This window comes from Alsobacter sp. P4_H11 (assembly GCF_056400925.1).
The window spans coordinates 313264-331779 of sequence record NZ_JBFUKI010000005.1; the positions used below are offsets into that span (position 1 = coordinate 313264).

Here is an 18516-nt window from a genome sequence, read left to right on the forward strand (position 1 = left end):
CGTCGTCGAAGCGCCGCGCGCGCCGTCCGAAGAGGCGGCTGCCGCGTTGTCCAGGGAGGTCAGTCTGCTCGGATCCGCCGCTATGGAGAATACCCGGACCTGGCGCGCGACGCTGCGCAACGGCGTCGAGCGCGCGCGCTCACGCGCCTTTGACGTCGCGATGGCCGGCTGGACGGCTCTGTTCGCGCCCGTGATCCTGTGCCTGTGGGCCTGCGGATCGCCCCCGCGCGCGGTGCGCCGTGCGACGCGCGTGTGGAGCCGGGGCGTGCTGGCGCTGCTGAAATTCGTCGTCGGGCTCGGCTACCGGGAGGTCGGGCGAGAGAACGTCCCCGCCGAGCCGTGCCTGATCATCGCCAACCACCAATCCGCCTGGGAGACGCTCGCTTCGCTGGCGCTGTTCCCCGAGGTCGCGATCGTGGCCAAGCGCGAGCTCCTGCGCATCCCGGTGTTCGGCTGGTTCCTGAGCCGGTCGCCGATGATCGTGATCGATCGCGAAAGCGGCTCGTCGGCGGTGCGCAAGATGGTGGCCGAGAGCCGGGCGGCGCTGGAACAGGGTCGCTCGATCCTGATCTTCCCCGAAGGCACGCGCGCCAATGTGGGCGACCGGGTCGCCTTCAAGCGTGGCGTCGAGCTTCTCTACGCCACGCTGGGGCGGCCCGTGGTCCCGATGGCGCTGAACTCCGGTCGGTTCTGGGGCCTCGGCCTGCCCTACAAGCGCCCTGGGACGATCGTGGTGAACTACCTCCCGGCGATCCCGGCCGGCCTGCGGCCTTCCGCATTCGTGCAGCAGGCGGAAGAGATGCTGGAGTTAGCGAAGGGTTGACGCGATCGCGGGGTTTCCGGGCCTTTCCGGAACCCCTCCTCAACCAGGTTTTTTCACGCAGTTTGAAGAGGTTGCGGGCAGATTTGAGCGGTCACACGGGAACCGCGTCATGCCGCAGATTTGGGCGACCTACGACGAACTCGCGGAGCATTTCGGCAGGACGCCGGCTGAAACGCGCGACGCCGTGATTGCGGCCGCCTGGCCGCGGCGCCAATGCAGCGACGGACAAACCCGCGTCAAGCTCTCGCCGACCCTGGGCGTCGAACTCACCCGCGCCTATATCCGGACCGTCGATGGCGGCGGCTCGCGGCCGGGTAATTCCATCATTTCGGACGCCGCCACGACAGCGCCTGCCACGCCGCCCTCACCCTCGCCAGATCTCGCTCGCCTGCAGGCCGAACTCGACCAGATCCGCTCGGTCTTGAGTTCCGCGCTGCTGGACCTCGCGGCCGAGCGCGATCGCACCGCGACGCTCAGCTCGGAGTTGCTTCGCGTGACAGTTCAGCAGGCCGAGCGACAGACCGAACCCGCGCTTCGCGTGGCCTGAGCGGCTCAACGAGCGACGGAGCTGGATGGCGAAGTGCGCGGCTGCCGCGCCTTGCTCAGCAGAGGCCGAGCGTCAGCGTAGAGCCCTGCCCGCTCGGTCAACGCATAGGCGATGACCCCGCGGGGGCCGGTTCGCAGCCTGGTCGGCTTCAACAGGTCGTTCACGAGCAGGATCTGCACATCAGCGGGCAGAGCGCCCTGCGGACGATCCAGCCCGATATGGAGCTCGCCACTCGAATCACAGAACTGCGCAACGCGCTTTACCGCACGACCAAGCATTCCCGTCCCTGTCTACTGTTTTTAGTTAGCCGAATTTCCGACGCCCAATCGGGCCGAGTATTCATGCGTTTACGATCCAGATTACACCGGTCCGCACCGCCGTCCATGTCCTAAATCAATGTGACGCGAGGCGATCTCTGATCGTCCGGAAACGCCCATTCGCCGATATGCGCATGCGCGATTACAGATGAATTTTCACGATCACTTTGGTTTCGCTTTCAGACTTGGGGCGACCGGACCGCGCCGCCGAACGAAAGCGCGAGCCCTCTGAACAGGGCAACGTCGACAGCACGGGGACGGCCGATCGCCATTGCTGCGCAGGTTCAGTGTGGGACACCCCTCCCTCTGCCCGCTTGACGACGACCCGGGCGGCCAGGGCTGCCAATCATTATTTCAATTGATATATGGTAGGTTTTCGCTGTAGTTGCTTCGTGTATGAATTGGCTATGGCATATACGATGTTTGCCTGGCGCCGACGTCTACCTGCCTTGTTAAGGTTAACGAATTGTATTGATGGCGCGGTTTTTAACTTCTTCTTAAGGATGACTTCAGCGTCCGTGGCGGAGCGCTTGGAGTATAGCGATGATGTCGGCTCGATCCGAGGCCTATGGCGTTTCACACCTGACGCCGGTGCTGACCAACCCTCAACGGCAGCATAGTCCTTCACCCGAGCTGCCGATCTCCATGGCGACGAGCCACTTCGACGAAATCGATCTGGACTGGAGCCCGCGCGAGCGGATCATCTGGAGTTTCATGAAGCCCCGGGCGACCCCGGCCTTCACGCCTACCCTGCTGCGCGAATTGATCGGGCTGCGCCGCATGGTGGAAGAGAACCTTCAGGAGCCGGTTGAAGCCGAGCGCGGGCGCTACTTCGTGTTCGGCTCGCGGGTGCCGCGCATCTTCAACTTCGGCGGCGACCTTCGGCTGTTTTCCGAGAAGATCCGCAATGGCGACCGCGAAGGCCTGCGCCAATACGCCTACCAGTGCGTGGAGGCGGTGCACAGCAACCTCGGCGAGGGCCTGCCGATCGTCTCCATCGCGCTGGTGCAAGGCGACGCCCTGGGCGGCGGCTTCGAGGCGGCTCTGTCGTTCGACATCATCATCGCCGAGCGCAGCGCCAAGTTCGCCTTGCCGGAGATCCTGTTCAACCTGTTCCCGGGCATGGGCGCCTACACCCTGCTGACGCGGCGCCTCGACGCCATGCGGGCGGAAAAGATGATCCTCAGCGGCCAGACCTATTCGGCCCAGGACCTGCACGAGATGGGCCTGGTGGACGTCGTCGCCGAGGATGGCGAAGGCGTGCAGGCCGTGGAGCGCTACATCGCGGCGACATCCCGCACCTACGAGGCCCGCCGCGCGCTGTTCGCGGTCCGCAAGCGCGTCGCGGGGCCGGCGCTGCGTGAACTGCAGGACGTCACGGACATCTGGGTCGACACCGCCATGCGCCTGCGGGAGGAAGACCTCCGCCGCATGGCCCACCTGATGGCCGCCCAGAAACGCCGACTTAGGAACCAAGCCGCTGCGTGAGCGCAGGCAGGGATGTCGTCCCCTCGGCGTGCCGATCGCCCTCCCCGTCATTGCGAGCCGGAGGCGAAGCAATCCAGCCTAACGCCCGGGTTGTAGGCTGGATTGCTTCGCTGGCGCTCGCAATGACGGGAGGGTGGGCCGTCGTCAGAGGGAATGCCCAGTCGTTGGGCCGTCATCCCCGGCGACCTGCGCAGCAGGTCGGGAAGGGGATCCAGAGCAAAGGCGCTCACTCCTGGATCCCCTTCCCGGCGCTCCGCGCCGCCGGGGATGACGGCCGAGACGGCTCGCGCTGGTGGTTTTGACGCGAGCTAGTTGCACAACCCTCCCCGTCATTGCGAGCGACATCGAAGCAATCCAGCTAAGGCTGGGCCAGAAGGCGCGGAGCCCTCCGCCCGGCGTCTGGATCGCTTCGTCGCTGCGCTCCTCGCAATGACGGGAGGGTGTGACTGAGGCCGCGCCCTGTTTGATTGATCGCCGCCGCCTCTCTCCGTCATGGCCCGGCTTGTCCCGGCCATCCACGCGGGAGCCCAGCGCGTGGATCCCCGGGTCACGCCCGGGGATGAGGGTGAAGGGGCGAAGTCCAGTGGCTGTTTGACCCGGAAGAACTACAGCCAGCGCTTCCAGCGAAAGAAGACGTAGGGCAGCAGCCCGGCCATCACCATGAGGCCGAGGGCCATGGGGTAGCCGAGGGTCCAGTCGAGTTCCGGGATGAGCTTGAAGTTCATGCCGTAGATCGAGGCGATCAGGGTGGGCGGCATGAAGATGACGGCCATCACCGAGAACAGCTTGATGATGTTGTTCTGCTCCAGGTTCACCAGCCCCAGCGTGGCGTCGAGCAGGAACTGGATTTTCTGCGACTGGAACGTCGCGTGCTCCTCGAGAGACTGGAGATCGCGCAGCGTGGTTCGGACTTCCTCGCGCAGCTCCATGGGGACGCGCGCGGCGCGGTAGCTGACCGAGAGGAAGAGCAGCAGGCGCTCCACCGAGACGAGGCTTTCGCGGATCTTCGAGATCAGGTCGCCATAGCGCCCCAGCGCGCGCAGGGTGTCCTGGTGCTCGGCCTGGCGGCTGCCGGGCTGGGGCCGCGCCTCGAACACCATCTTGGACAGCGCGTCGATGTTGGCGCCGGTCTCCTGCAGCACGTCGGCGGCGCGGTCGATGATGGTCTCGACCAAGCCGGCCAGCACGGCCTCGGCGTTGCCGGCGCAGCCTTCCGGCCGGGCGATGCGGTTGTTGAACATCTGGAACGCCTTGGGCTCGGCGTAGCGGACGGTGACGAGCGTCTGGTCCTTCAGGATGAAGGTCAGGCCCGTGATCTCGGGGTCCTGCTCCACCCGGTAGACAACCCGGGCCGTCATGTAGCGCGCGCCGTTCTCGGTGTAGAGCAGCTCCGAGGGCTCGATGTCGCTCATTTCCTCGCGGGTCGGGATGCTGACGCCCAGATAGGCCTCGACCTGCCGGTCTTCATCGCGGGTCGGCTCGATGAGGTCGATCCAGACCACGCCGCGCGGGATCTCCTGCCCACCCTGCAGCACGCGCTTGTCGAAGCCGGCCGCCGGAGCGACGGCGGCGTTGTAGACGATGATCATTCAGGCTCCGGTGAGCGGGGGTGGCGCAAAGCCCTGCGTGTCAGGTTTACCTGAGCGCACGGCGCCGTCACGCGCAAGTTGAGGATCGCTCAGCTTTCCAGCGGATCGAGGCTCGCCGGCGCAGGGCTGTCCTCGGGCACGAAGAAGTCCACGAAGAGGCGTTGGGTCGGGTCGGGTCGGTACTGGTCGAAGTCCGTCACGCCCTCCCCGGCCAGGAACGTGTCGTCCAGCAGGAACTGACCGGTGAAGTCTCGCGAGGGCTTGCCAAAGATACGGTAGGCCGCCTCGGCGACGATCTCGGGCGTCCGGCTAGCCCGCATCAGGGCGTCGCCGCCGAGCAGGTTCTTCACGGCCGCGGTCGCGATGGTAGTGCGGGGCCAGAGCGCGTTCACGGCGATGCCTTGCTGGCGCAGCTCGCCCGCGAGGCCGAGCACGCACAGGCTCATGCCGAACTTCGCCATCGTGTAGGCGAGATGCGGGGCGAACCATTTCTCTTTCATGTCGAGCGGCGGCGACAGCATGAGGATGTGCGGGTTCGCGGCGCGCGCCAGATGCGGGATCGCGTATTTGGAGACCATGAACGTGCCGCGCGTGTTGATCTGGTGCATCAGATCGAAGCGCTTCATGTCGGTCTGGCTCGTCGGCGTGAGCTGAATCGCCGAGGCGTTGTTGACCAGGATGTCGATGCCGCCAAAGGTCTCGACCGTCTTGGCGATCGCCTCGGCGACGGACGCTTCCTCGCGCACGTCCACCACGAGGGGCAACGCCTTGCCGCCGGCCTGCTCGATGGCGTCCGCGGCCGTGTAGATGGTGCCTTCGAGCTTGGGATGCGGCTCGGTGGTCTTGGCCGCGACCGCGATGTTGGCGCCGTCCGCCGCCGCCTTGAGGGCGATCGCAAGGCCGATGCCGCGCGAGGCTCCGGTGATGAACAAGGTCTTTCCGGCCAATGACATGAACGCCTCCCCTGAGAAACAGAATCCGCCTGGATCAGCCCGGAACGAAGCGCCCGGGCTGGGTTCCATCCGCGTCCGTGAAGCCGTAGCGCCGCGCCAGATCGGCGACGAAGAGCGAGGCGCCGCCGTGATCCCGGACGGCGGGATCGGCCGCAAGCGCCGCGACCGCGCGGCCGGCATAGAGCGGCGTTTCGGTCGACTGAGCGGCGAGGCCCGCATCCTCCACCCGCTCGGTGCGGACGAAGCCGGGCGACAGGTGCGCGACCGTGACGCCGTGCGGCGCGAGATCGGCCGCCATGAGCTGCGAGGCGCGCAGGGCCGCCGCCTTGCCGAGATCGTAGAAGATGTCGCCAAGCGGGCGGCCTTCGCCATCGAACCCGACCACCACGACGAGGCCGGCGCCGACCGGCGTCATCAGCGGCGCGAAGGCGCGGGCGGTGGCGAGCGCCGCATAGGCGCCGGATTCGAGCGCGGGCTCGAAGGGCGCCAGCGAACGCTCGTGGAAGGGCGCGCCGAACGGCGTGCCGTCGGCATGGCGGGCGCCGTCGAAGCCCTCCGCGCCGGCCCAGACCGAGCAAACGACGACGGACGGCGGGCCGAAGCGGCGCATCACATAGGCCGAGAAAGCGTAGAGCGCCTTGGTGTCGGTGTGGTCGCAGACATAGGGGTATCCGCGGCCGCCGGCGGCTTCCACGGCCTCGGCGGCGGCCTCCACGGTCTCGCGGCGGCCTTCGGTGCGGTGGCCGAAACGGGTGGAGCGGCCGCTGCAGATGACCGTGGCGCCCGCCTCGCCGAGCCCCAGCGCGATGCCGCGCCCGACGCCGCGGGACGCTCCCGCGACGATGCAGACCTTGCCGGCCAGCGGGCGCGGCTCGGCGCTCACGCCACCAGAACCAGGGCGCCGTCCTCGACTGCGCCGGCGCCGTCCACGATGGCGCGCTCCAGCGCGGGCGCCTCGGTGGCGACCTGCTCGGCGAAGAAGCGCGCGCTGGCGACGCGCGCGGCCTGGCCGGCGTCATCGCCCGTCGCAAGGCCCTTGGCGGCAAGCGATGCGCCGCCCAGCGCCAGGGCGAAGAGCTTGAGGTAGTCGGTCGCGCCCGCGAGCGCGTCGTTGGGGCGCGCTCCCAGCGCCTCCATCATGAAGGCGGTGGCGCGCTCCAGGCTGTCGACGGCGTCGCGCAGGCGCTCGGCCGTTTTGCCGAATCCCGGCGCGTTGGCGCCCGCGACCCGGGCGACGGTCTCACGCATCTCGGCGATGACGCCCCGCACGGTGTCGCCGCCGGACAGCGGCAACTTGCGCTGCACGAGGTCGATGGCCTGGATGCCGTTGGTGCCCTCGTAGATGGTGGCGATGCGGGCGTCGCGCAGGTGCTGGGCGGCGCCGGTCTCCTCCACGAAGCCCATGCCGCCATGCACCTGCACGCCCATGGAGGCGACTTCCACGCCGATGTCGGTGGAATAGGCCTTGGCGATGGGGGTGAGCAGCGCGGCGCGCTCGTTGGCGGCCTTGCGGGCGGCGGGGTCGGTCTCGCGGTGCGCGCGGTCCAGCGCCTCGGCGACGCGGTAGCACAGGGCGCGGGCGGCCTGCGTCTGCGCGCGCATGCGCAGCAGCATGCGGCGGACGTCCGGATGCTCGGCGATGGGGCTCATGCCCTCGCCCTTGTAGCCGGGGGCCCGGCCCTGCCGGCGCTCCTGCGCATAATGAAGCGCCTGCTGAAAGGCGCGCTCCGCAATGGCGACGCCCTGCAGGCCGACATTAAGGCGGGCGTTGTTCATCATCGTGAACATGCACGCCAGGCCGCGGTTCTCTTCGCCGATCAGCCAGCCGACGGCGCCTCCCTCGTCGCCATACACCATCGTGCAGGTGGGCGAGGCATGGATGCCGAGCTTGTGCTCGATGGAGTGGCAGCGCACGTCGTTGCGGGCGCCGAGCGAGCCGTCGGCGTTCACCAGGAACTTGGGCACCAGGAACAGCGAGATGCCGCGCGTGCCGGCGGGCGCGTCCGGCAGGCGGGCGAGCACCAGGTGGACGATGTTGTCGGTGAGGTCGTGCTCGCCATAGGTGATGTAGATCTTCTGGCCGAAGATCCGGTACGTGCCGTCAGGGGCCCGCTCCGCCTTGGCGCGCAGGGCGTTGAGGTCCGAGCCGGCCTGCGGCTCGGTAAGGTTCATGGTGCCCATCCACTCGCCGGAGACGAGCTTGGCGAGGTAGGTCTGCTGGAGATGCTCCGAGCCGTGCGCCTTCACGGCCTCGATGGCTCCGGCCGTGAGCAGCGGGCCGAGCGCGAAGGCGAAGGACGCCGAGTTCCACATCTCCACGCAGGCCGCCTGCACGAGCTGCGGCAGGCCCTGGCCGCCGAAATCCGGGTCGGCCGTGAGGCCGTTCCAGCCGGCGTCGGTCCAGCTCTTGTAGGCCTCGCGCCAGCCGGGCGGCGTGGTGACGACGCCGTCGCGCAGCTGGGAGCCGACCTTGTCGCCGATGCGGTTGAGCGGCGCGATGATGTCGCCCGCGAAGCGCGCCGCCTCCTCCAGGATGGCGGGCGCCATGTTGCCCTCGAGCTCCGGCGCGAGGCCGTCCGCAGTCAGCCGATCCAGGCCCGCGACATGGCGCAGCGTAAACAGCATGTCCTCGACAGGGGCGCGGTAGGTCATCGGCGTGTTTCTCCCGGAGCGCAGCGTTGCGTCGGCCGCTCACGCGACCGTTGGCGCGCATCATAGTCGCCGTGCTAAGCGAAGCGACTGCGAAATAGGGCGCATACGGGTGCGCCGGATCGATAGTTTAGAGATGAACGATACAGCGTCAACACGCCGGACCGCCCGCCTCCAGCCAGACGAGGCAGGCCTCGCCCGGGCGGCCGTCATGCTGCGCGGCGGCGGGCTCGTGGCGTTTCCGACCGAGACGGTCTACGGCCTCGGCGCGGACGCGACGGATGGGCGCGCGGTGGCGGGGATCTACGCCGCCAAGGAGCGGCCGAGCTTCAATCCGCTGATCGCGCATCTGCCGGACCTCGCGGCCGCACAGCGTGAAGGCGTGTTCGGCGCGGACGCGCTGGCGCTCGCGCGGGCGTTCTGGCCCGGGCCGCTGACGCTGGTCGTCCCCAAGGCGGCGACCTGTTCGGTGGCGGATCTCGCCACGGCGGGGCTGGACAGCGTGGCGCTGCGGGTTCCCGCTCACCCGATCGCAACCGCGCTTCTGCGCCTCGTCGGACGCCCGGTGGCGGCGCCCTCCGCCAACCGCTCGGGCCGCGTCAGCCCCACCACGGCGGAGCACGTGCTGGGGGATCTCGACGGGCGGATCGACGCGGTGGTGAACGGCGGGCCGACGAAGGTCGGCGTCGAATCCACGATCGTGTCCTGCCTGCATGGCAAGGTCACGCTGTTGCGGCCCGGCGGCGTGGCGCGCGACGCGATCGAGGCGGCGCTGGGTCGGCGGCTGGACGAAACGGTCGCCCCGGATGCGAGCCATGCGCCCGTGGCGCCCGGCATGCTGGCGTCGCACTACGCCCCGAAGGCCGCCGTGCGGCTCGACGCGCGAACGATTCGCCCAGGCGAAGCCGCGCTGCTGTTTGGCGCCACGCGGCCGGACGGAGCCACCGGAGCGGTGGCGACGGCCAATCTCAGCCCCTCCGGCGATCTGGCGGAAGCGGCCGCGAATCTCTTCGCCATGATGCGGCGGCTCGACGATTCGGGCGCGGCCACGATCGCGGCGGCTCCCATTCCGGACCGGGGTCTCGGAGAGGCGATCAATGATCGCCTGCGCAGGGCCGCGGCGCCGCGCGGCTGAGCCGGATCACAGACCCGCGGCGCTGATGCGCTTGCCGGTTTCGGAGCACCGGCCGGTGACCAGCGCGACCACGCGCTGGCTCAGGCTGTGGCCCGTGCAGCCCGTTTGCGGACGCGCGGACACGCCAGGTTTGGAGGCATGTTTCGGAGTGGACGAATAAGAGTTCGACGCGGTCAAAACCTGGCCGTTTGGCTCGTTCATGTCTTGCAATATCCGTTCAACGCGAAAGCCGCCCCGGGAGAGCCGGAGCGGCTTGGATAGGGTGGTAGATAGATCAGGCGGTCTGCGTGGCAAGCCGCTCGTGGGCCGGAAGCGCCGTCGGGCGCAGCGCCAGGGCGCCGTCGCCGCCGAGCACCACCGTCAGGCCGGCGATCACCAGAAACGCCGGGTATTCCCAGCCGCCGTTCGGGGCCGTGAACAGCCAGCCATTGCCGACATGCACCGAGAGCGCGCCGAGCAGCACGGGGGTGAGCACGAGCGCCACCGCGCGGGCATAAACGCCGAAGATGAGGGCGAGGCCGCCGAACGCCTCAAGCAAGATCACGGGCAGCGCCATGAAGGACGGCATGCCGACCTGGGCGAGGAAGCCGGCGAAGCCGGGCACGGTGAAGACAAAGACCTTCAGGGCGGCGTGGGCGATGAACATGACGCCGAGCGTCACGCGCAGCAGCAACAAGGCGTAGGGGGCGGTGCGGGGGTCGACCATGGCGATGTTCTCCGGGGAAGTTCTAGCCGCCCGGCCCGTGCCGGCGGCTTCCATGGGCGGAACATTGGACTTCTCTCTTTCGCAAATCCATGGCACATAGCGAAAGGACTTTCTTGCAGAGACGCAAATGAACCCTCTTCCGTGGGACGACTTTCGTCTCGTCAAAGCCATCGCGGACACACGGTCGCTCACGGGTGCGGCCGAGACGCTCGGGGTCAACCATTCCACGGTGTTCCGGCGGCTCGCCGACATCGAAAAGCGTGTCGGCCTGTCGCTGTTCGAGCGCCATCGCACCGGCTACGGCCTCACGCCGGCCGGCGAGGAGATGGCCGCGCTTGCCGAGCGCATGGACCGGGACGTGGCGGCGTTTTCGCGCAAGCTCGCCGGGCAGGCGCTGACCCCCTCCGGCGAGGTGCGGGTCACCACCAACGATACGCTGCTGGTGCATCTCCTGATGCCGGTGCTCGCCAATTTCCGGCAGAACTACCCGGACATCCGCGTCGACATGGTTCTGTCCAACCAGGCGCTGAACCTCTCCAAGCGCGACGCCGACATCGCCGTGCGGGCGACCGACAGCCCGCCCGAGACGCTGGTGGGACGCCGCGTCGCCAGCATCGTCTGGGCCGTTTATGGCCGGCGCACGGATTTCCCGGACATCGCGGCCGGCGAGACCATCGAGGAGCGCGATCTTTATGACCGCTTCTGGGTGTCGCTCGGCGACCAATTCGGCCACCTCAAGGCGGCGCGCTATGTGCGCGACCATGTCCCGGCCGAGAAGGTCGCGATCAAGATCAACACGGTGCTCGGCCTCGCCGAAGCCGTCGCGGAGGGCATCGGCGTCGGGCCCCTGCCCTGCTTCATCGCCGACCGGCGGCCGGACCTCGTGCGCCTCACGACGCTGAACCCTGATTTTTCGGCGGGGCTCTGGCTGCTCACTCACCCGGACCTGCGGGCTTCTCCGCGGATCCGCGCCTTTCTGGATACGGCCGGCGCCGAGATCGTCAGGATGCGCGCATTGATGGAGGGGGACCGACCCTGGGTTGGTTGATGTAACTAAAGCGACGCTTAAGCTGAACCCTCCTATTGAGAGGTTCACTGATGCGCTTGCCGTTTTTTCTGCTCGTTACCGTTGCTCTCTCTGGTTGCAACACGACTGGCGGAACGCCGACGAGCGTCGTGTCCGTGCCGCAGGGCGTGGCCCGGAAGATCGATCGCTATTCTTCCGTCAACCCAGACTGCACACCCATTCCGGGCATCGTTGGGCGGATCATCGTTCCGCCCAAGAACGGCCAGGCATCATTTCGTGACGGGGTCGACTACCCCACCTTTGCCGCGACGAACGATAGGCACGTGTGCAATACGAAGCGTATCCGTTCCCTTCAGCTCTGGTACACGCCAAACCCTGGTTTCACGGGCATCGACTCTTTAGTTGCGGAGGCGCTCTACCCGTCCGGATCATCGACGCGTCGCGCTTTCGGGATCAGCGTCCGCTGATCCTCACCCCTCCAGCGGCTCGGTCCTGACCAGCTCAATCCCGAACCCCGCGAGCCCCACATAGGAGCGCGGGGTGGAGGACAGGTTGACGATGGACCGCACGTCGAGGTCGCGCAGGATCTGGGCGCCCAAGCCCACCTCGCGCCACTGGCGCTGGCGGGCGGCCTCGGAGGGCGAAAGCTCCGTTTCGAGCTCCTGCAGCGGCACGCCAGCCGTTCCGTCGCGAAGGTAGACGAGCACGCCGCGCCCGGCGTCCTTGAAGCGCTGCAGCGCGCCGTTCACGGACTTTCCGCCGCCCAGCACGTCCGCGACCACGTTGGCGCGGTGCAGCCGCGTCGTCATGTTGCGGCCGTCACCGATCGGCCCGTACACGAAGGCGAAGTGGTGCACCGAGTCGTAGGGCGTCACATACGCATAGCCGGTGAGTTCGCCGATCTCGGTCTTTACCGGGAAGGTAGCGACGCGCTCGACGAGCTTTTCGCGCGCCTGCCGGTGGGCGATCAGGTCCGCGACCGAGATGCGCTTCAGCGCATGCTGCTCGGCGAAGGCGACGATCTGCGGGCCGCGCATCACGGTGCCGTCGTCGTTGGCAAGTTCGCAGATCACGCCGACCGGCGGCAGGCCGGCGAGCTTGCACAAATCCACGGCCGCCTCGGTGTGGCCGGAGCGCATGAGCACGCCGCCATCCTTGGCGATCAGCGGGAAGACGTGGCCGGGCCGCACGAAATCGCCCGCGCCCATGTTGCCGTTGGCGAGCGCCCGCACGGTGTTGGAGCGCTGCTCGGCCGAGATGCCGGTGGTGAGGCCGTGGCGCACGTCCACGGTCACGGTGAACGCCGTGCCGAGCGGGGCGTCGTTGCTGGCCACCATCGGGTTCAAGTGCAGCCGCTTGGCCTCGCCGCTGGTGAGCGGCGCGCAGACGATGCCGCAGGTGTTTCGGATGATGAAGGCCATCTTCTCCGGCGTGCAGAGCGAGGCGGCGCAGATGAGGTCGCCCTCGTTCTCGCGATCGTCGTCGTCCGTGACGATCACGATTTCCCCCCTTGCGAGCGCCTCGATGGCTTCGGTGACCGAATGGGACATGGAACGCTCCTCGGAAGCGGTCGGGAGAACCGTTGGAAGGTCGATGAAATCGTTCGGCGTGACGGCGCCGGCCGTCGCCCTGGATATTAGCTCGGCGGTCTCGCGCGACATCCAGGCCGTGTCATTGTTGCAGAGCTGGGTCACGGCCGCGGGCGACACGCCGATGCGCTGGGCGAACACGTTTCGCGCCATGCCCTTTGTCCGGAGCCAGTCCGCCAATCTCATGGCCGCGAGGCTAAACCCGTCTGTAATTCAGCGCTACTGAATTTTCACGCAATTAAGCCATGCTAAATCAGCATGGTTGGCCAGGCGCTGGACGCGCCGACCTGGCCCCGATGGCGCAGGAACTGGTCAGCGATGACGCAGGCCACCATGGCCTCGCCCACCGGCACGGCCCGGATGCCGACGCAGGGGTCATGACGCCCTTTGGTGAAGACGTCGGTCTCGCCGCCCCGGCGATCCACCGTCAGCCGAGGCGTGAGGATGGACGAGGTCGGCTTCACGGCGAAGCGCACCACCACGGGCTGGCTCGTCGAGATGCCGCCAAGGACGCCGCCGGCGTTGTTGGACAGGAACAGCGGCTTGCCGTCATTGCCGTAGCGCATTTCGTCGGCGTTCTCTTCGCCGGTGAGCTCGGCGGCGCCGAAGCCGGCGCCGATCTCCACGCCCTTCACGGCGTTGATGCTCATGAGCGCGCTGGCGAGTTCGGAATCGAGCTTGCCGTAGATGGGCGCCCCGAGCCCTGCCGGAACGCCTTCGGCGACAATCTCTAACACGGCGCCGATCGACGAGCCGGACTTGCGGACGCCATCGAGATAGTCCGCGAAGAACGCAGCCGCCTTCGCGTCCGGGCAGAAGAAGGGGTTGCGGGCGACCTCCTCCCAGTCCCAGTTCGCGCGGTCGACCTTGTGCGGGCCGATCTGCACCAGCGCGCCGCGCACCGTGAGGCCGGCCACGACCTTGCGGGCGACGGCCCCGGCGGCGACGCGCGCGGCGGTTTCGCGGGCGGAGGAGCGGCCGCCGCCGCGATAGTCGCGGATGCCGTATTTCACGTCATAGGTGAAATCGGCGTGGCCGGGCCGGTACTTGTCCTTGATCTCTCCGTAGTCCTTGGAGCGCTGGTCGACATTCTCGATCAGGAGCGCGATCGGGGTTCCGGTTGTGACCTGCACGCCGGCTTCGTCCGTGAACACGCCGGAGAGGATCTTCACCTGGTCCGGCTCCTGCCGCTGCGTGGTGAAGCGCGACTGCCCGGGACGGCGCTTGTCGAGGTCGGCCTGGATGTCCTCGGCCGTCAGCGGAATCCGGGGCGGACAGCCATCGACGACGCAGCCCAGCGCCGGCCCATGGCTCTCGCCAAAGGTCGTGACGCGGAAAAGATGGCCGAAGGTGTTGTGCGACATGGCGGCGGACCCGGAGAATGGCTCCGCGTCTTAGAGCATTTTGGGGGATGGGGGAACGGCGCCCCTCAACGCAAACGGCCCGCCGAAGCGGGCCGTTATCGCTAGACTGTCCCGAGCCTTCAGGCCGCGACCTTCACGGGCTCGGCCGCGACCACGGTGGCGGCGGTCGCCACCGGCATGGCGGGGGCGCCGGCCCAGCTCGTGTGCGCCGGGATGTTTTCGCCCTTCATCACGATCGTGAGCTGGCCCAGGCGGGCGTACTCGCCGACGGTGCTGTCGTAGAGCACGGTGGTGCCCCAGCCGACATGGACGCCGCGCTTCACCTCGATGCGGCCGACCTTCATGATCCGGTCCTCATAGAGGTGGGTCTGCAGGCAGGAGCCCATGTTGAGGGTGGCGAAGTCGCCGATCTTCACGCAGTCGAACTCGGTGATGTCGGTGAGGTCCATCCAGACGCCCTTGCCGATCTTGGTGCCGTAGAGCCGCAAAACCATCGGCAGAAAGGGCGTGCCGCGCAGGAATTCCACCGACGCCTTGCCGACGAGGCCGCCATAGAGCACGGCCACCGCCTCGGTGCGCATGGCCCAGAAGGACCACATGGGCTTCATGGTGGGCTTGTAGACGCCCATCAGCAGCCACTTGGCGACAACGGACACGGCGATCAGCGCGAGCGCGATGACGATGCCGGCGGCCAGGAAGATCGCGGTCGCCTTGAACCACTCGCCATTGGTGATCGGGCTCTCCATCAGGTCCGCGGTGATGTAGCCGCAGGTGATGAAGGTCGCGGTCGGCAGCGAGGTATGGAGGGTCTCGAAGATCGTCCGGCCGAACACCCACCACTTGGAGGGCCGATAGGTGCTGGTCGCGTCGGCGTTCACCTTCTGGCGCGCCGGGATCAGCATGGCCGGGCTGCCGAAGGAGATTTCGCCGCTCTTGACGTGGAGGCTCGCCGGAATTGTGGACTTCACGCCGATCAGGCAGTCGCTCTCCAGCACGGAGCCGGGCGGGATCACCGAGTCGTTGCCCATGAAGACGCGGTCGCCGGTCTTGACGGGCTCCAGGATCATCCAGCCGTTGCGGATCTCCTCGTCGCCCAGCACGGCCTCGTCGCCGACAAAGTTGTCCTCGCCGAGCTCGACCAGGTCATAGCGACCCGCGAGGTTGGTGGAGACCTCGGTGCCGCGGCCGATCTTGGCGCCCAGCATGCGGTACCAGTGGCGCATGAACACGGTGGCGTAGAGCGACGACACGGTCTCGAGCGTCACCTCGGTGGCGAGGCCGACCATCCACTTGCGGACATAGAACCAGCTGTGGATCGAGTAGTGGCCCGACTTCACCCGCGTCGGCATGATGGTCCAGCGCAGCACCACGATGATGGCGACCGCCACCACGATCAGCGCCATGGCGGTGGGCCAGGCGAGGAAGGGAAGCGCCGCCCAGCTGACGCTGTAGTCGACCTGGCCGTCGATGAGGCCGTCGAGGTTGTAGAGAATGTAGAAGGCCGGGAAGATCGGCACGAGGCCGAGCATCAGCATGACGATGTAGGAGCCCGCATAGGTGGCGTTCTGCAGCGCGCGGGTGACCGGGGTCACGCTCGGGAACTCGGGCATGGAGGCGCGGTCGACTTCGCCGGTCTTGCGGGCGGGCGAGCCGGTCCAGGTCTCCCAGGACGGGATGGTCATGCCGGGGGCCACGGAGGTGAGGTCGCCGAGCTGGGCGCCCTCCTGCACCACCGTGTCGTGGCCGAACGAGCAGGACGAGCCCGTATAGGCGTCGTTGCCGATGGTGATCGGGCCGATCACGAACTCGTTGCCGATCGCGACTGCGTTGGCGAACTTGGTCTTGATGCCCAGCGTGGCGCGGTCGCCGATGCTGATAAGGTCGATGGCGCCGGCCTCGAAGTCCGAGATCATCGCGTCCTTGCCGACCTTGGCGCCCAGCATGCGCAGGTAGACGCGCATCAGGGGCGAGTTCTGCAGGAACTTCAGCGAGGTGACCTGGATCATGCGCTGCACGAACCAGACGCGGAAATAGTAGACGCCCCAGAGCGGGTACCGGCCCGGCTTGGTGCGGCCCAGCACGGTCCATTTCAGCGCCACGATCAGCGCCTTGGTGCCGAGGTTCAGCGCCACGTAGACGCCCAGCAGCACCGGCACTTCGGCCAGGAGGCTCGGGTCGTCCTGCAGCAGGAACACGGAGGCGAGGAACAGGCCGAGCCACTGGATGGTGACGAGGCCGAGGATGAACGGCATCGCGACGCCCTGCGCCAGGCCGCACAGGAAGCGGCGGCGGAACGAAGGCGCCTCGAAGGAGAGGTCGGCGTCGACCGAAACGGCGCGGCCATCGATGGCGGCGCCGATGGCGCGCAGGGTGCGCTGGCCGTAGACGTCCTGCAAGGTGACGCTTTCAAGCCCGCGGTTCTGGCGCACGGCCGAGATGAAGCGTGCGGCGATCAGCGAGTGGCCGCCGAGCTCGTTGAAGAAGTCGGCGTCGAACGGCAGGCTCTGGCCGGGGAACACCGACTGGGCGGCCTCCAGCAGCTTGGCCTCGGTGGCGGTGCGGGCCGGCTCCTGCTCGTCGGCCGGGCCGGTGGCGCTGGCGAGCGGCATGGCGCGCAGGGTCTTGCGGTCGACCTTGCCGGAGATGAGGCGCGGCAGCGTCGCGGCGAGCTCGAAGCGCGACGGGACCATGTAGGACGGCAAGCGCTCGGCGAGCGCCATGCGAACCTGCATGCGGTCGAGCTTGCCCTCGCCTTCCGGCACCACGAAGGCGACCAGCCGGTCGATGCCGTCATCCTGGCGCAGCACCACGGCGCACTGGGCGACCCCCGGCAGCTCGTCGAGCTTCACCTCGATCTCGCCGAGCTCGACGCGGAAGCCGCGGATCTTGACCTGGTCGTCGATGCGGCCGTGGAACAGGATGGCGCCATTCGGGTCGATGCTCACGGCGTCGCCGGAGCGGTAGAGGATGGGGTCGGAGCCGTCGGACGAGAACGGGTTGGCGATGAACTTCTCGGCCGTCAGCTCGGGCCGTTTCAGGTAACCCTGCGCCACGCCGGGGCCGCCGATCAGCAGCTCGCCCTGCACGCCGGGCGGCAGCAAGGTGAGGTCATCGGACGCCACGTAGCAGCTGTAGTTCGCGACCGGCCGGCCGATGGACACGGCCTCGCCGGCGACTGCTTCCCAGGCGGTCGCCACCACGGTCGCCTCGGTCGGCCCGTAGGTGTTGAAGATGCGGCGGCCGGGCTTGGCCCATTTCTGCACGATGGAGGCCGGCAGCGCCTCGCCGCCCAGGATGATGACGCGCAGGCTGGGGATGTCGCGGCTGAACAGGCCGAGCAGAGTCGGCACGGTGTCGATGGCGGTGACGCCGGCTTCGGCGATCACGTCGGCGAGCTTGTCGGTCTCGGCCATGACCTCGGGCGTCGCCACCCAGAGGGTCGCGCCGGCGAGATAGGGGACCCAGATCTCCTCCATGGAGAGGTCGAACGCCACGGAGGCGCTCTGGAACATGACGTCCTGGTCGGTCAGGCCGAACAGCGCGTTGGCGGCGCGCAGGTAGTGCGTGATGTTGCGCTGGCTGACGACGATGCCCTTGGGCATGCCCGTCGAGCCGGACGTGTAGATCATGTAGGCGGGATGGTCCGGCGTCAGGCCGAGCCGGCGGGGATCGAGCGAATCGCCGCTCTGCCCAGCGGCGAGCCGGGCGGACAAGAGCACCGGGACGCCCGCCTCGGCGGCGCGGTCCGCGAAAGCCTCGCAGGTGAGCAGGCCCTTGGCCTCGGCGTCCGCGAGGCAGACCGCGATGCGCTCCACCGGCGCGTCGGCGTCGAAGGGCAGCCAGGCGGCGCCGGACTTGGCGACGGCGATCTGCGCGATCAGGAGTTCGGAGCCGCGCGGCGCCCAGAGGCCGACCACGTCGCCCAAGCCGATGCCGTCGGCGTTGAGGCCGCGCGCGATGGCGTTGGCCTGCGCCTCGATCTGCGCGTAGGTGAGCGCCTGGCCGCGGCAGATCATGGCCGGCTTGTCGGGGAATGCGGCGGCGGTCGCGCCGAAGATCTCGGCCAGGACCTCGTCACGCAGCAGATCGGGTCGCTGGTCGCCCCGCAGGATGGCCGGGGCCTGCGCGACGGCGCTGGCCCGGGTTGCGGAGTTCGAAGCCACCAGATCGATCGGTGCGCGGTTCATCGCTGCTCTCCCGGCGCTACGGTTCATCGCCAGGCCAAGCGTCCTCGTTCGGAGACAAGCTCCGCCGCATGCGCTCGACTGGTGACGATGCCCCCGCAACGCCCTCGTTGGTTGACCCGCCAGCCGTCGAGGGAGGCAGGGC

The 18516-nt window shown here is 68.1% G+C and carries 15 protein-coding genes; 6 read left to right on the plus strand and 9 right to left on the minus strand.

Annotated elements, in window-relative coordinates; genetic code table 11:
* Nucleotides 1-82: 82 nt before the first annotated feature.
* The 3 genes from AC1DSZ_RS11090 (at nucleotide 83) to AC1DSZ_RS11100 (ending at nucleotide 3175) form a co-directional block, all read left to right on the plus strand.
* Nucleotides 83-823 (plus strand): lysophospholipid acyltransferase family protein, encoded by a 741-nt coding sequence (locus AC1DSZ_RS11090; RefSeq protein ID WP_476838420.1) that lies wholly within the window; start codon nucleotides 83-85, stop codon nucleotides 821-823.
* Between the two features lie 109 nt (nucleotides 824-932).
* Nucleotides 933-1370 (plus strand): hypothetical protein, encoded by a 438-nt coding sequence (locus AC1DSZ_RS11095; protein WP_476838421.1) that lies wholly within the window; start codon nucleotides 933-935, stop codon nucleotides 1368-1370.
* 863 nt (nucleotides 1371-2233) lie between these two features.
* Nucleotides 2234-3175, plus strand: a complete 942-nt coding sequence (locus tag AC1DSZ_RS11100; RefSeq protein WP_476838422.1) for a crotonase/enoyl-CoA hydratase family protein — start codon at nucleotides 2234-2236, stop codon at nucleotides 3173-3175.
* Nucleotides 3176-3780: 605 nt separating this feature from the next.
* Here the strand turns inward: AC1DSZ_RS11100 and corA are convergent.
* From corA to AC1DSZ_RS11120, 4 genes are all read right to left on the minus strand, one after another.
* The gene (gene corA, locus AC1DSZ_RS11105) at nucleotides 3781-4764 is read right to left on the minus strand and encodes a magnesium/cobalt transporter CorA (protein WP_476838423.1); all 984 of its coding nucleotides are present in this window, start codon (nucleotides 4762-4764) and stop codon (nucleotides 3781-3783) included.
* 89 nt (nucleotides 4765-4853) lie between these two features.
* Nucleotides 4854-5717: an SDR family oxidoreductase gene (locus AC1DSZ_RS11110; protein WP_476838424.1), complete on the minus strand. Its 864-nt coding sequence runs from the start codon at nucleotides 5715-5717 to the stop codon at nucleotides 4854-4856.
* Nucleotides 5718-5751: 34 nt separating this feature from the next.
* Entirely contained in the window at nucleotides 5752-6600 is an 849-nt protein-coding gene (locus AC1DSZ_RS11115; RefSeq protein ID WP_476838425.1) for an SDR family oxidoreductase, read from the minus strand.
* Nucleotides 6597-8369, minus strand: a complete 1773-nt coding sequence (locus AC1DSZ_RS11120; RefSeq protein ID WP_476838426.1) for an acyl-CoA dehydrogenase — start codon at nucleotides 8367-8369, stop codon at nucleotides 6597-6599. The genes AC1DSZ_RS11115 and AC1DSZ_RS11120 overlap by 4 nt, the downstream gene beginning before the upstream one ends.
* A gap of 133 nt (nucleotides 8370-8502) precedes the next feature.
* Between AC1DSZ_RS11120 and AC1DSZ_RS11125 the strand changes: the two genes are divergently transcribed.
* A complete protein-coding gene (locus tag AC1DSZ_RS11125; protein ID WP_476838427.1) occupies nucleotides 8503-9501 on the plus strand; it encodes an L-threonylcarbamoyladenylate synthase in 999 nt (332 codons plus the stop codon).
* 6 nt (nucleotides 9502-9507) lie between these two features.
* Here AC1DSZ_RS11125 and AC1DSZ_RS11130 read toward each other — a convergent pair whose 3' ends face one another.
* Nucleotides 9508-9702, minus strand: a complete 195-nt coding sequence (locus AC1DSZ_RS11130) for a hypothetical protein (protein ID WP_476838428.1) — start codon at nucleotides 9700-9702, stop codon at nucleotides 9508-9510.
* A gap of 73 nt (nucleotides 9703-9775) precedes the next feature.
* Nucleotides 9776-10207 (minus strand): DoxX family protein, encoded by a 432-nt coding sequence (locus AC1DSZ_RS11135; RefSeq protein WP_476838429.1) that lies wholly within the window; start codon nucleotides 10205-10207, stop codon nucleotides 9776-9778.
* A gap of 127 nt (nucleotides 10208-10334) precedes the next feature.
* Here AC1DSZ_RS11135 and AC1DSZ_RS11140 point away from each other — a divergent pair, with 127 nt between their 5' ends.
* Nucleotides 10335-11255, plus strand: a complete 921-nt coding sequence (locus tag AC1DSZ_RS11140) for a LysR family transcriptional regulator (protein WP_188517310.1) — start codon at nucleotides 10335-10337, stop codon at nucleotides 11253-11255.
* Between the two features lie 50 nt (nucleotides 11256-11305).
* Nucleotides 11306-11701, plus strand: coding sequence for a hypothetical protein (locus AC1DSZ_RS11145; protein WP_476838430.1), 396 nt, complete (start codon nucleotides 11306-11308; stop codon nucleotides 11699-11701).
* 3 nt (nucleotides 11702-11704) lie between these two features.
* On the opposite strand, the gene ribB is transcribed toward AC1DSZ_RS11145, so the two are convergent.
* The 3 genes from ribB to AC1DSZ_RS11160 form a co-directional block, all read right to left on the minus strand.
* Nucleotides 11705-13009 (minus strand): 3,4-dihydroxy-2-butanone-4-phosphate synthase, encoded by a 1305-nt coding sequence (ribB, locus tag AC1DSZ_RS11150; protein ID WP_476838431.1) that lies wholly within the window; start codon nucleotides 13007-13009, stop codon nucleotides 11705-11707.
* A gap of 62 nt (nucleotides 13010-13071) precedes the next feature.
* Complete coding sequence (gene aroC, locus AC1DSZ_RS11155; protein ID WP_476838432.1) at nucleotides 13072-14187, minus strand: chorismate synthase; 1116 nt, start codon at nucleotides 14185-14187, stop codon at nucleotides 13072-13074.
* A gap of 119 nt (nucleotides 14188-14306) precedes the next feature.
* On the minus strand, nucleotides 14307-18374 hold the full coding sequence (locus AC1DSZ_RS11160) for a Pls/PosA family non-ribosomal peptide synthetase (protein ID WP_476838433.1): 4068 nt from the start codon (nucleotides 18372-18374) through the stop codon (nucleotides 14307-14309).
* Between the last annotated feature and the right edge of the window lie 142 nt (nucleotides 18375-18516).